Raw genomic sequence first — 13,172 nt, 5'->3', positions numbered from 1 at the left:
CTAGAACCCGGCGGCTGCCCATTCGGACCCGGCGAGGTCGGCACGGCGCTACCACCTATCTGCGAATATGCCATGAAGGTACCCAGAGTGCCCTGGAAGAACATTGCAGCCATTGGGGGCGCAGTCAGGATCAGCGTCGTCAGGATCAGGCCCATGCCGCCCTGCTGCAGCGCCATGCTACTCATGCCCTCGGTCAGGTTCGACCCCAGCAGTGCACCCAGCGCAGACGCACCCCAGAACGAAGCCGCCACGCGCGCCACCATTTCCATGGCAATGCCGGTCATCGCAGCCAACACCGCCATCGAGAACATGGTGCCGATGCCATAGAACAACCATCGTTGGAACAGGGACTTTGTCTGCTCAAACAGCAGGCAGAGGATGAACAGCGGACCAAAACCAATGAACAATGACATTGCGATCTGGTACAGCAATAGCATGGCGCCCGCCGTAACGGCCGGTCCGCCGGTGCCCAGCCCAATGAACCACATCGCACGGGTCTTTGCGCTATCCAGCGTTACGTCGCCGGCAACATCCAGCACACTCACCGACGTGAGCGCCAACTGCATATAACCCAGGTTCTTATCAATCAATTCCTCGGCGGTCGACTTCTTTCCGGTCACGATATAGGTGATCTGGTCCTGCACATCGCCAGTCAGGAAGTTCTGCAGCTTGGTCCCAAACATGGCCATCGACGTAGCGACCGTAACGATCAGTGCCGCCCGTGCCATGTTCGTCATCAACGCAGCCATCGAGTCACGGCTTCGCCCAGTCACGATGCGGAAGCCCTGGATGAGCACCCACAACGTCATCAGCACCAGGGCCATCGTGCCGACCCAGGTCATCATCCGGCTCAGGATACCGTTGCCGAAATTGGTGATCTCTTCGCGCAGATATTCCAGGATCAGCCGGAAGAAGAAGAAGTCGCCCACCGAGGCGAACAACGTGCCGTGCAGCAGATCATTGAACACCATACCGTGCATCATTCCCTGACTCATCACATCACCCGCCCCGCGTCGGGGCCCTGCTGGAGTGCGTTGCGCACGTGATTCACTTGGTGGAGAGCGCGGCCTTCAGCGCGCCGGCCTTGATGACACTTCCAATCGGGTTGCGCTCGCCACGCAACGCACGCTCGGCCAGATTCTTCTGCCGCCCCTGCAAGGCAGCGATCTGCTGGTCGTAGACCTTGATGGTGGTCTCCCACTTCTTGAAGGCCTTCTCAAGCTCGACCGAGGTTGCCGTATTGTTGGAGATATCCTCTTGCAGCGCGCCTTCATTCTTGAACGCGTTGCGGATCCGACGTAGCTGCTGAAGCATCTGCTCCATCGCCGGCATGGACATCTGCACGACCTCGACAGTCTCGTTGTACTTCTTGTTCTCAAGCACCTGAATGTAGGAGCAGATCGCACGCTGCTGCGCGCCGATGTCACCGCCCGGGCTCATGTTCAGCACTGCCATCAGACCATTCATGCTGATCATGGAATCGCCGCCGCACTTCTCGGCCACGTTCCAGTTCTCGGGAATCTTCGTCAGCGCGGGAGTCGGCGGCATCAGCGGCGAAGCAATGATCTGGGTCCAGTTCTGGAGCTTGGACATCCAGTTGTCGATGGTCTTGGAGTACTGCTGAGCCGTTTCACTCCAACGCTGCGCAGTCTGAAGATATTCCTGACCGGCCTTCATCTCCTGCATGAAATTCATGATCCAGTTGAACGGGTCATAGACCGTCATCGCCTGCGCGGGACTGGTGCCTGTACTGATGGTCATGCCCAGGGTCAACACTGCGGCCATCATCGGCGCGAAGCGCCTGCGTCGCACCGGAGTGCGGCGGAATTCGGTTGTCATGGCGGTTTCCTTGTTCGTCTGAGCGAGCGTCTTCATGCCGTCTCCTCCTGCTCGGCCCGCTTCCCGGACCCTTTTCGATGTTTGTAGAAGTCTTCCAGCCACTGTTCCGGCGTAAGCTCATCCACGGTAATCCGGTTACGGACCGCAGCGGTCTGCAACACGCGATGCATGATGTCGATGTTGTCGGTCGAGGCCGAGATCACCGACAGGATGTCGTCCATGCCACGCAGGTTGAGCTGGCAGACGCTGGACGCATGGCCCTGCTTGACCAGGAAGCAGCGCGAGCGCTCGTCGAGCGCGGTAACCACCTTGAACTCGGCCTCGGTCAGCTTCAGGCCATCCATGTAATCGCTCTTGCTGGCATTCGGGTTCGGCAGCAGGATCAGGGTGGCGGTCTGTTCGATCAGCGCGGCGGAGATATCGCTCTTCAGCGCGTCCTCCGGGCTCTGCGTCGCGAAGATGCCCAGACCGTTCTGCTTACGGATGGTCTTCTGCTTGTTCTTGGCGAATTCCTTCAGGCCGCCCTCGCCGTCCAGGATCTTCCAGAATTCGTCCATCACGTAGATCAGCGGACGACCATCGATCAGCGACTCCAGGCGGTGCAGCAGGTAATTGATGACCGGCACGCGTACTTCGGGGTTGTCGATGATGTCGGTGTAATCGAAGCCGATGATGTTGGCCCTGCTCAGGTCAACAGTGTCGACGGGATTGTCGAAGACCCAGCCCAGCGAATTGCCCGAGGTCCAGCGCCGCATGCGCGCGTAGAGGCCATCGTCACCCATGTTGGGCAGGCTCTTCTGGAAATTGGTCATGCTGCGCAGGTGCATCGGCGTATCGAGCATGCTCTCTACAGCGCGATAGATATCCTCTTCCTCGCGGGCGCTGTACTCACGCTTGCCGGCCAGCACCTTGATCAGGTCGGCAAGGAACTGCACATTGGCTTCATTGTTCTCGCACTGGAACGGGTTGAACCCAGTCGGCGCGCCGTTCTCCAGGGCCAGATAATTGCCACCGCAGGCGCGCACGAAGATCTCTGCACCGCGGTCCTTGTCGAAGAAGAAGATGGTCGGCGACGGCTCGTACTTCTGCACCTGGCTGAGCAGGAAGTTGATCAGCGCGGTCTTACCGGTACCGGACTTACCAATCACCATGGTGTTGGCGATCGCCTTCTCACCCAGCGAGTTCTCCGACGGATGGGTCGCGTGGAAATTGAAGTAGTACGGCTGGCCGTTGGTGGTCTGCAGCGTGGTGACGCAGTCGCCCCATGGGTTGTTGTGCTGCTTGCCGGTCGCGAAGTTGTGCAGCGGCGACAGGCCCAGGAAGTTCAGCGAGCTGACATTGGCCAGGCGGGTGCGATAGCGCCAGTTGGCCGGCAGCTGCGAATAGAAGGACGAGGTGACCGCCAGGTCTTCCTTGGTCGACACGAAACCCGCATTGGACAGCTCGGCGCGCGTCGTGGCCACGTTCTGCGACAGTTTGGCCTGGCTGTCGCCGTAGACCGTCATGATGAAGTGGTACTCGCCCAGCACGAAATTACCCGACGACAGCTGGTCCATCGCCTGGTCCAGCTCGACGATCTGGCTGACTGCCTTGTCACCGGAGGAGATCATCATGCCCTTGGTGCGGTCGAGCACCTTGAGCGCGTCCTGACGCCCCATCGGGCTGAACGAATGGGTGATGACGTACTCGTAGTCCAGGTACTTCAGGCCGTTGAGGATGCCCGGGTAAGTCCCGTCGGCATACTCCTTGATGTTCAGGATGGCGCCGAAGTGGTTGGCACCGTTGGGGGTATTGATGACGAAGTCACCGGTCTTGGCCGAGAACATATGGCGGCTGACCGGCAGGTAATCCTTGATTGGCGCCGACAGCACCGGCACCGGTTCGTCGATGCGATTGACAAGGTAGCCGAACAGCTCCAGCGTTTCCGAGAACACCACGCCGTTCTTGGCCTCGTACATGCCCAGGCGGTACGGCGCGTAGTCGCGGATCACGGCCTCTACATTGCCGGCCAGTTCCATCAGCTTCTCGATGGCCTGCTCCTGCTCGGCCTGCAGGCGCTCGACATTCGCCGACTTCTCCACGAAGCGCTTCCCGGCTACGACCGGGCGGTAGATCATGGTGAGGTACAGCTCGTTCTGCATGATGCGCTGGGCGGACAGCATGCCCATGTACTGGTCGGACACGTCCTGGTTGAAGCGCTGCTTGTAGTGGCTCTTGCCTTTCAACGTACGGCGACGGCGAATGTCGTGCACCCAGAAGGCGACATTGACGAAATCCGGCGCCCTCAGCGTCTGCAGCAGGCGGTTGAACGTATTGTGCCGGTGCTCCAGCTCCCATTCCTCGCGACCAACGAACGGCAGTCCTTCCAGATACCACGTCAACAGGTAGTCGCCGCCCGTGGTCTTGATCACGTTCGGGGCGACATGCGTCGACAGGGGAATGAACTCACTGATGGAGGTGTCAGGGCTGAACATACGACTGCTTCCAAAGAGGTACTGCCAAGAAGTTTCAACAGACCCGACAGGCGCTTGCGCCCGCCGGGCCGGATCCGGACCTCAATCCATTCGGGCCGGCTTGTCGCGGTAATGGTTGGGGTTGAACACCCACATGCCATCGTGTTCCTGCACGTTTCGGACTTTCAGCTTGAACATCAGGCGCAGGCCCAACAGGCGGAAGATCATTTCGTCACGCTTGGCCATCTGCCGCATGATGAAGACCGCCACCGGAATGGTGAGCAGGAACCAGAAGTTCGTGTACATGCTGAGCAGCAGCAACCCACCTGCCACCATGAAGAATGGCAGGTAGGGAACGCCCAGGAACATTGCCGGACGTGTGCAGCCGCGGAAGACGACGTTCTTATGCACTGTAATACTGGACAGCCTGCTGGATCAGCATGGAGGTCTTGCCTTCGCAGGTGCCATAGTCGTCACCCAGCAGCATACGTGCGATCTGGCCAGCGGCACCGATCAGCACGCCACCGATCAGAATCGGGGCCACATCACCAATGCGCTTGTGCGCGAAGGCGATCTGGTAGCCGGCGAAGATCACCGCAATGGTCACCACGGCGATCGAGGCCATGTTCAGCAGACCATTGATGCTGTCGAAGAAGCCACATACCTTCTTCTCGGTGCCACCATAATTGATGCCGCCCTGATTGGCGAAGACCTCCGGAGCGAACAGCGCACCAACAAAGAGGGTGGCCATCAGCAGAGTCTTCAGCGTGCGCTGGGCCTGGACGAGGTCGAGATTGGATCGCTTCATGGATTGATTTCCTTGTTGATGGACTAACACAACTGAATCGACCAGCCGGGGGACTGGCCGCACCACGACTTCGTCAGAACACGAAGGCCGCATCCCCTGCGGGAATCTGCTGCACCGGCGCAGCCTGCACCGGCGCGTTGAATGAATTGTCGCCACCGGCGACAGGCTGGTTGCGCTCGCTCCAGGGCCGCAGCATCACGGGCCCCTCATTGCTGGCACCGGCGGCGCCCGGCAACTGCTGCGGCATGGCCATGGCCTGGGCAGCACGCTGCTGAGGCAACTGCTGCGGCATACCACTGGACTGTTGCTGCGGATAGGCGGCCCCTTGGCTGGGTTGCGCCTGAGGCTGCATCATCCTGTCCACCGAACCCAGCACCACCTTGGACAGCGCCTGGTCGGCGAGATTCAGCAGACTACCCCGCGCCATCGCCCCGGTGGACGGGTACACGACATAGGCGCGTGCGGGATCTTCCGACGGCACGTACACCGGGCCGTTGGATTGAGCAACGATGCGCGCCTGCGCCGGAGAGGCCAGCTGCGGATGATGTTCGACCTTCACGCTGCGGCGCTCGCCGCGGCTCACCACGTCGATCGGCGCAACACCATTGCTGGCAACCTGCTGGCCGCGGCGGATCGAGTCGTAGATCTTCTGCACGTAGCCGTGACGGAAGCCGGTCTCGAAGTTGCCCGAGTAGTAACAGCTGAACGACTTGCCCCAGTCACCACCGGAGCGTTTGTAGCACTCGGCGAGAATGCGCGCACCGGCCTGCAGGTTCGGGCACTGCTGGAAGGCCTTCTCGTAGGAATCCAGCCCGTATTTGCCCAGGTTGTAGCGATTGACCTGGGCCAGCCCGATCGAGAAGTTGTAGCCCTTCTCTTCCAGCATGCGCACCGTCGCCAGCGCTTCATCCAACGCCTTGGGCTGGCGCACCAGTGCACCGCCGACCACGCCGATGGCGTAGGGATTGCGCGACGATTCGACGTTGATGACGTGCTGCATCACATCCATCGATACGGCCATCTCCGGGCACGCCATCATTTCCAGTCCTGGCAGCATCCCTCAGCCCTCCTGCCCCTGGGCACGCCCAGGATTGAAGTCGATGCCGGTGATATAGCGCGAACCGGCATGCGCCTTGATATGCACCACGATGTCGATGGTCATCATCAACAGCCGCTTGATCACGTTGAACTCCAGGCCCGAACCCTCGGCCGACGCCTTCACCATCAGTGCCAGCTGGTCCCAGGTCTGCTCCGGGCTGCCGGCATGGCAGCTGGTGATCGAGCCCGGGTGGCCGGACGCGCAGTTGCGGATGAAGTAGAACGCTTCGTCACCGCGCAGCTCGGCCAGGATGATGCGTTCGGGCTTCATGCGCAGGCAGGCTTCCATGCAGCTCTTGGCCGTCACATTGCTGGTGCTCTGCCCGCCCTTGGAATACAACAGGTGCACAACGTTGGGTTGGGTCAGGAACAGCTCGCGCGCGTCCTCGATGGTGACCAGGCGCTCGTTGTCCGGGATATGGTTGACCAGCGCCTTCATGAAGGTGGTCTTGCCGCTACCGGTCGCACCGGATACCACGATGTTCTTGCGGTACATCACCGCACGCCGGAAGAACTCGGCGTACTCTCGCGAATGACGCAGCTCCAGCAGCTCGCGATCCTGCTCGCTGATGCTGCCATCGGTTTCCAGGATCTGATTGAAGAAGCCGTCTTCGTGATACTGCGTGAGCGACTTGGTGTGCTTGGACGGCAGACGGATGGTGATCGACACCTTGCCAGCGTCACACGCGGGCGGAATGACGAACTGTGCACGCTGGCCGGTGGGGAACGTGAGCGACACGACCGGATCGGCATCGGTGATGCGCTGGCCGGTGTTGCTCTCGTTCACCACCGCCGTGCAGAACTGCCGGGCCCGCTCGAAGGTCAGGCTCGGCACGTCCACCCGCTGCCACCCCGCCCGGGTTTCCAGGTACAGCTCACCGGGACGGTTGATGCAGATTTCCGTCACTTCCGGAGAGGTCATGTACTCGGCGATGCCCAGCACTTCGTACTGATAGCGCAGGAAATCGCTGGAGACGAGGGCGAGGGGTGACACTTCGGCGTCCATGATCGTTCGTTGGGTTACCGGCGGGGATTCAGCACGTTGGTGAAGTCAACGTCCTTGGCGACGTAGACATTCACCACGGTGCCCTGATTGATGGTCACGGTCGGCGGGCGGCGCTCGCTGAGCGCCTCGTTGGCAAGTCGCTCCATGGTGCGAGCGGTTGCACTCTCGTAGGGAGAACGCACGGCAAAGCCGTTGCTGGCGACCGTTGTCGACTCTGGACCGTGCTCGGCTGCGGCGTACTTGAAGGCGTCTGCGATCAGGCTGATCATCAGCGCCGACGCGATACGGCTACCCCAGTGCGCACTGTACTGGCCAGGATGTCCTGCCCCGCCCAGGCCGTCCGTACCAGGGCTGGACATGGCCACGTCGATGCCATTCGGCGTGGTGATGCGATCCCAGATCACTTCCACACGCTTGCCGATCGGACCACCGCCGTAGGAGCCATAGATCTTGGAGCCCTTCGGCAGCAGCAGGTTGCGACCGTTGATGGAGTACACCGGCTCGGTCAGCAGGCACGAGGTGTAGCCGGCCACGTCGGTGATGATCCGCGTTTCCAGCACGCATCGCAGGTACGTGCCACGAACCAGCAGCGCGTCAGGGCTACGGATATAGGCGGCACTGGAGACATTTTCCACGTCGGGACCACGGCGGACCTTCTGCGGCTGGGGCTGAGGATTTGCTGCTGCCTGCATGGCAGCGATCATCGCCTGGTTGTAGTCAGAGTTCTGGCTGCCGGACGACGCGCCCGCGTCACCACCCCCTACCCCGGAACCGCTGCCCATGCGACGGTCCATCAACGTCGGCCCGCGATCTTCGTATGGCTTGCTCGCCGACGGAAAACCGGGCATGGGCACTTCCTGCTGGGGCGCAGGCGGCAGCATCGGAATCGGATCGGCAACAGCCACCGGCGGCGCCGGATCAGCTGCGGTACCCACGCTCGGCAGTTGTGGTGTCGTCGCACGCGCCTCTTCCCGCGGCTTGTTTTGCTCGGTCGCATCATCCTGCCCCTTGCGGAACAGCAGGAAGCCCATTGCCATCAGCAACAGCACGATGCCGCCGAGGAACAGCAGCGCCTTGCGGTTCAACCGCTGCTCTTCGGCCGAGCGCAGCTGCGGTGCGGCCGCATCCAGATCCGGCGCGGGCTCGGCCTGGGTCGTGCCGAAGTAGGGATTCGACGGCGCTTCCGCGGCACCCTGTGCGCCATACGGGCTCTGGCTCTCGTCGCGTCCGTTGTTCGGGTCGTTTCCGGGAGTGTTCTGCTGGCTCATTTCTTCACGTTCCTTCGCAGGCCGACGACGAAGTCGCCGTGGCGGATGACCAGGTACGGGTAGGTCCCGTGCACGATCAGCGTATTGCCTTCAACCGTCGTGTTGACCACAAAGTCCTCACCGTATTCCGTTTCGCGACCAAACACGGCCGGGAAGATGCCGGTCTTGTACTCCGGCGAGTTCGGCAGTTTCAGGTAGGTGAAACGGCTATCGTCATAGGCGTTGACCGGGATCAGCCACCCCATCTTCTTCGCCTTGCTGGTCGAATAGGAGTAGTTGAAGTTGTACTGGCGGTCCTTGGCCAGTTCCGAGCTCAACAGCGGTTTGGCCTCTTCCTCCACCGCTTCCTGGGCAACACCGAACACGGTGTCGTTGGGATAGACGAAGGCGATCTTGTACTGCACGCCTGCACGACGGGCCTGCTCCAGCTGGCGCCAGTCGGTGGCCACCACCTTCAGTTCGAAGATGTAGGAATGGGTCTCGGTGCGCACCATCATGTTGGTGTCGACGTCGACGTTTTTCGGCTTGAGGTAGAACACATTCTCGCGACGGGTCAGTTCCCAGCCGCTGCTGAAGCCGGTGCTGTAGTCGAGGATCTTCTCGTTCGGGCTCAACTCGATCTGGGTGGTCAGGCCCAGGCCGGTGCGAACCGGGTAGATACGGTCCTTCTCGTACTCGTAGTGGTCAACCGCCTGCGCCATCGCCGCTGCTGAGAACAGCAACGACAACATCGACAGCAGCGCCAGCGCGCTTCCCCTGATATTTCGACTACTCATCGGTTGCTTGCTCCATCAGCAGTTCCGGTGGAATTGTTCTGCGCCGGCCTCATGGCCGGCTGTCCGGGCATGGCCTGCCCCGGCATTGCTTGCCCCTGCACCGGCTGACCCGGCATCGGTTGGCCCGGTACAGGCTGTCCCGGCATTGCCTGGCCCGGTACTTGGCCGTTGGCTGGCACCGCGACCGGCTGGCCGGTGGCCGGGTCGATCATGGTGGCCGCGGCCGGATTGTTGGGGTCGTAGACACCCTGTGCCTGCTGCGCCGCCTGTGCGGCCTGCTGCGCCTGCGCCTGCATGGCGCCGTCATCCGGCACCGGCACGCCACGCGAATAGTCGTTGTCGACGCGGTACTCGGTGACCTGGAAGGCCAGCGGATTGAGGATGCGATCCTGTTCGGACAACGCCAGGTTCTGGTTGTACTCGAAGCGCATCGTCACCAGCTGGTTGTCAAGGTAGCTGGATGCTCCGGTCCGCTTGTCCAACAGGCTGCGCTGGATGCGCACCGACGCACCGCGGAAGCTGCCGTTCGGCTCAGCCCCCAACGGCGTGATGCTCAGGATCTTGACCCGAATGGCCTTTTCGCGGCCGTACATCACAAACGGGTTCTGAGGGTTACTTCCTGCGTATCGCATACGCATGCTCTGAGCAACCGGGCTGCTGGACATCACGAACATCAGTTCCCAGTCACGCAGGCCCATCACCGCCGAGTCATACGATTCGCGCGCGAGCACGTACTGGGCGACGTTGCTGCGATTGATCGCTTCGTTGGTGGTGATCGTCTCGCCCTGGAAGGTGCCACTCAGGCGCGCGACGGTCGCGGTACCCGTGTAGGCATCGGCCATCACCAGGAACGGCACCTTCTCCTTCAGCGGCAGCATGTAGTAGTAGCCGCCCGCCAGTGCGAGCGACATCAGCAACGAGCCTGTGGCGACCCACCATGCGCGCCGCTCGCTGCGGCGTGCCATGTCGGCCACGGTGATCTCGTAGCTGACCGCCTTGGCGACCGACTGCTCGACCTTGGGACTATTGCCGGGATCCTTCTTGCGGAACATGGATTCTTCCGTACTGCTGAAACATCAATGGGCGTGGCACCCCTGCGACAGGCGCGGGGAGCGGCACGTTCGATGATTTCGAGGTGGACTCAGGTGCCGCTGTTGGAATCAGCGCCCTGCGCCGACGCGGTCGGCGTCGAGCCAGCGCTCTGCACAACGATCTGGTTGCCAACAATGGAGACGGAGATGCCCTGCGCCGCATAGGCTGCGGTCAGATCGATCACGGCCTGCTGTGCGTTGGTGGTGTCGATGTTCGAGACCGCGCCATACAGGGTGAAATCCGAGCTGAGGCGGTAGTCCAGCGTGCGCCCGGAATCCTTGGCCCAACGCTCGAGCATGGCTTTGAGCGTGCCATCCATCGGCGAGGCCTGGTAGACGTAGCTGGAGTACAGCGGAATTTCGGTCGTCGTCGCAGCAAAGCGGTTGACCGGCTTCCAGCTGCCTCCGAAATCCGGAGCGGACTTGGTGGCGCAACCGGCCACCATCAGCGCCGCCACTGCGGCGATGGACATTTTCGCGATAAACGCCTGATTCATACGGGCTTCACTTTGACGTACGAAAAAGCAGTCCCGAGCATTGGTCCCCTGGTCGTCCGGCGCTGCATCGCGCACGCCGGAATCGGAGGGACACGCTGTGTGCAGCGCACCCACTCCGGCTCCCCTGCAGCCCAAAGGCTGCCAACCAGGTCGCGGGGCCGTCGGCGCAGCCGACAACGCATCCGCATACCTCACCAACGTCGAAACCATCCTTGTTTCCATGGCACAAACTCCTGGCCACCCTGCTGCTACATCTTCGACATCCAGCACACACTTCTGGACGACAGACACAGGGTCGCACAACCACGCGTCAATTCCATGTCAGACAAGTCTGAAAATCCATGAACAAATGCCAAATTCTTGATCGAAATCACGAATTCACATTCTTAACTTCGAATCAAATTCACAAATTAAGCGTCGTGAATTAGACGTTCAGCATCGGAACATCCACCTTCGGCAGCAGCCTCGAGGTGAAGTAGCGGTCCTTGTAGTAGCGGATCTTGTCGCACTTCACCGGATGCGGTATGCCCTCATACAGGAACACCTCCATGTCCGGCCCCATCGCCTTCAGCTCCTGCGGCAGCATCAGCGCGCGCCGTTCCTCGGTGAAGTTGTGGGTCTTCTCGCGGGCATGGGTGACGTTCTTCTTGCGCACCGTGGTGTAGCCCAGCATGTCCGAATAGTCATTGGCATCCTGCTGCTCACGCGGCGCGTACAGGATCTGCAGGGCATGGTTGGTGATGATGGTGCGTGACACTTCCCGGCCGTAGGTGGCGTCGAGCTGGGACATGCTCTGGATGATCGGCAGCAGCCGGATGTTGTAGCCGGCCATGTAGGACACCGCCGAGGCGATGATCTCGACCTTGCCGATCGAGGTGAATTCGTCCATCAGCAGCAGGCACTGGTACTTCAGGTCCGGGTTGGACTTGGGCAGTTCCTTGGTGTTGAGGTTGATCAGCTGGCTGAAGAACAGGTTGATGATCAGCCGGCTCTCGGCCAGCTTGTTCGGCTGGATGCCGATATAGATGGTCATCTTCTTCTTGCGGACATCGGTCAGCAGGAAGTCGTTGCAGCTGGTGGCCTTGTCCAGCACCGGATTGATCCAGGGATTGAGCGGTTCCTTGAAAGTGCCCAGGATCGAGGCGAAGGTCTCATCGGCCTGGGACAGCATGTTGGCGAACGCCGAACGTGCGTTGGCGCTGAGGAACGGCCGCTCCGACAGGGTCTTGAGGTACTTCTTCAGGTCGGTGCCGTCGCCGGAGGACAGACGGTACACCGCACCGAGCGTGGGCGTGCCGGCGCCGCCCGGGAAACCGCTGCTGCGCTCATCGTCCCAGTTCTCGAACAGGTACAGGGTGAAGGCCATGAACGCGTTGCGCGCCTGGCTGACCCAGAATTTCTGGTCCTCGGCCCCGTCCGGATACAGCATCGCGGCGATGCTCATCAGGTCCGAGACGCGGAAGGCCGGATCATCGGAGACGTAGCTGAGCGGGTTCCAGCGGTGCGTGCGCCGGTCCTCGGCGAAGGGATTGAACAGATAGATTTCCTGGCCCTGGCTGGCGCGCCAGCCACTGGTCAGGTCGAAGTTCTCCTGCTTGATGTCCAGCACCACCAGCGACTCGCCGTACTCCAGCAGGTTCGGGATGACCACGCCCACGCCCTTGCCCGAGCGGGTCGGCGCGGCCAGGATCACGAACTGCTGGCCATCCAGGCGCACCAGCTTGCCGCCATGGCTGCCGACCACGATGCTCTGCCCGGTCTTCTTGAACATGCCGTGCTTGGCCAGGTCAGCGCCGGTGGCGAAGCGCGCATCGCCGTGCAGCGAGCGCTTGTCCTTCTTCAGCAGCAGCACCAGGCCGGCCACCAGCAGCACCAGCAGGGGCAGGCCGAAGCCCACGTAGCCAGCCCATTTGATCTTGCCCACGAAGGGCGCGACCTGCGGTTGGCCGATGGCGTGGACGTACTGGTAGTAGGTGTTCCAGGTGAACAGCTGGGTGTCCAGCCCCAGGAACAGCAGGGTCAGATAGCCGGAAAACACGAAACCGAGCAGCAGGGTCGCCAGCGTGATGATGGCGATGAGCAGATACTTCTTACTGGGCAACACCCGAATCCTCCATGATGCGCACGCGGCGCGACGGCCTAGCGGTGGCGCCAGCGCGACGCCTTCTTCCGCAGGTGGTTCTCGTTTTCCAGCCCGGGCTCCTCGCCCTCTTCACGCACCAGTTGCAGCAAGCGTTGGCGCGCTTCGGCCAGTGATATCAGGTCGGTCAGACGATCCCCATCGTCGGCGACGACCGCATGGCCGACCACATCGCCGGGAGCGTACACCGGCTCGT

The 13,172-nt window shown here is 61.5% G+C and carries 12 protein-coding genes and 1 pseudogene; all 13 read right to left on the bottom strand.

Translation table 11 applies throughout. The annotated features are described in order from the left end of the window. A partial coding sequence (locus AB839_RS20275; RefSeq protein WP_241776803.1) for a type IV secretion system protein occupies positions 1 to 971 on the bottom strand: 971 nt, incomplete at its 3' end. Between the two features lie 76 nt (positions 972 to 1,047). Then, complete coding sequence (locus tag AB839_RS20270; protein ID WP_061480703.1) at positions 1,048 to 1,875, bottom strand: hypothetical protein; 828 nt, start codon at positions 1,873 to 1,875, stop codon at positions 1,048 to 1,050. Continuing rightward, on the bottom strand, positions 1,872 to 4,313 hold the full coding sequence (locus tag AB839_RS20265; protein ID WP_061480702.1) for a VirB4 family type IV secretion/conjugal transfer ATPase: 2,442 nt from the start codon (positions 4,311 to 4,313) through the stop codon (positions 1,872 to 1,874). The genes AB839_RS20270 and AB839_RS20265 overlap by 4 nt, the downstream gene beginning before the upstream one ends. 81 nt (positions 4,314 to 4,394) lie before the next feature. Next, positions 4,395 to 4,703 carry a VirB3 family type IV secretion system protein gene (locus AB839_RS20260; protein ID WP_019660289.1) on the bottom strand — a complete coding sequence of 103 codons (309 nt, stop codon included), beginning with the start codon at positions 4,701 to 4,703 and terminating at the stop codon, positions 4,395 to 4,397. Continuing rightward, a complete protein-coding gene (locus tag AB839_RS20255; protein WP_061480701.1) occupies positions 4,696 to 5,100 on the bottom strand; it encodes a TrbC/VirB2 family protein in 405 nt (134 codons plus the stop codon). Before AB839_RS20255 ends, AB839_RS20260 begins: the two co-directional genes overlap by 8 nt. A 580-nt stretch (positions 5,101 to 5,680) precedes the next feature. Further along, positions 5,681 to 6,145, bottom strand: a pseudogene (locus AB839_RS22100) (lytic transglycosylase domain-containing protein); the annotation flags it as partial. A 15-nt stretch (positions 6,146 to 6,160) separates the two neighbouring features. Next, positions 6,161 to 7,204, bottom strand: a complete 1,044-nt coding sequence (virB11, locus tag AB839_RS20245; RefSeq protein WP_053500183.1) for a P-type DNA transfer ATPase VirB11 — start codon at positions 7,202 to 7,204, stop codon at positions 6,161 to 6,163. Between the two features lie 14 nt (positions 7,205 to 7,218). Continuing rightward, a complete protein-coding gene (locus AB839_RS20240; protein ID WP_061480699.1) occupies positions 7,219 to 8,472 on the bottom strand; it encodes a TrbI/VirB10 family protein in 1,254 nt (417 codons plus the stop codon). Then, the gene (locus AB839_RS20235) at positions 8,469 to 9,248 is read right to left on the bottom strand and encodes a TrbG/VirB9 family P-type conjugative transfer protein (protein ID WP_021202792.1); all 780 of its coding nucleotides are present in this window, start codon (positions 9,246 to 9,248) and stop codon (positions 8,469 to 8,471) included. The genes AB839_RS20240 and AB839_RS20235 overlap by 4 nt, the downstream gene beginning before the upstream one ends. Next, positions 9,245 to 10,300: a type IV secretion system protein gene (locus AB839_RS20230; RefSeq protein WP_061480698.1), complete on the bottom strand. Its 1,056-nt coding sequence runs from the start codon at positions 10,298 to 10,300 to the stop codon at positions 9,245 to 9,247. Before AB839_RS20230 ends, AB839_RS20235 begins: the two co-directional genes overlap by 4 nt. 89 nt (positions 10,301 to 10,389) lie before the next feature. After that, positions 10,390 to 10,836: a hypothetical protein gene (locus AB839_RS20225; protein WP_061480697.1), complete on the bottom strand. Its 447-nt coding sequence runs from the start codon at positions 10,834 to 10,836 to the stop codon at positions 10,390 to 10,392. 424 nt (positions 10,837 to 11,260) lie between these two features. Further along, entirely contained in the window at positions 11,261 to 12,940 is a 1,680-nt protein-coding gene (locus tag AB839_RS20220) for a type IV secretory system conjugative DNA transfer family protein (protein ID WP_061480696.1), read from the bottom strand. 35 nt (positions 12,941 to 12,975) lie between these two features. Continuing rightward, positions 12,976 to 13,172: hypothetical protein (locus AB839_RS20215; protein ID WP_061480695.1), on the bottom strand; the 197-nt coding region annotated here is incomplete at its 5' end.

This window comes from Stenotrophomonas sp. DDT-1 (genome assembly GCF_001580555.1).
Taxonomy (GTDB): Bacteria; Pseudomonadota; Gammaproteobacteria; order Xanthomonadales; family Xanthomonadaceae; genus Stenotrophomonas; species Stenotrophomonas sepilia.
This window is presented reverse-complemented; position numbering and strand designations above follow the sequence as displayed.

Excerpts from the sequence above, each read along its gene's own strand:
- AB839_RS20270 (WP_061480703.1), bottom strand. The coding sequence starts at position 1,875 with ATGAAGACGCTCGCTCAGACGAACAAGGAAACCGCCATGACAACCGAA.
- AB839_RS20265 (WP_061480702.1), bottom strand. The coding sequence starts at position 4,313 with ATGTTCAGCCCTGACACCTCCATCAGTGAGTTCATTCCCCTGTCGACG.
- AB839_RS20255 (WP_061480701.1), bottom strand. The coding sequence starts at position 5,100 with ATGAAGCGATCCAATCTCGACCTCGTCCAGGCCCAGCGCACGCTGAAG.
- virB11 (WP_053500183.1), bottom strand. The coding sequence starts at position 7,204 with ATGGACGCCGAAGTGTCACCCCTCGCCCTCGTCTCCAGCGATTTCCTG.
- AB839_RS20240 (WP_061480699.1), bottom strand. The coding sequence starts at position 8,472 with ATGAGCCAGCAGAACACTCCCGGAAACGACCCGAACAACGGACGCGAC.
- AB839_RS20235 (WP_021202792.1), bottom strand. The coding sequence starts at position 9,248 with ATGAGTAGTCGAAATATCAGGGGAAGCGCGCTGGCGCTGCTGTCGATG.
- AB839_RS20230 (WP_061480698.1), bottom strand. The coding sequence starts at position 10,300 with ATGTTCCGCAAGAAGGATCCCGGCAATAGTCCCAAGGTCGAGCAGTCG.
- AB839_RS20225 (WP_061480697.1), bottom strand. The coding sequence starts at position 10,836 with ATGAATCAGGCGTTTATCGCGAAAATGTCCATCGCCGCAGTGGCGGCG.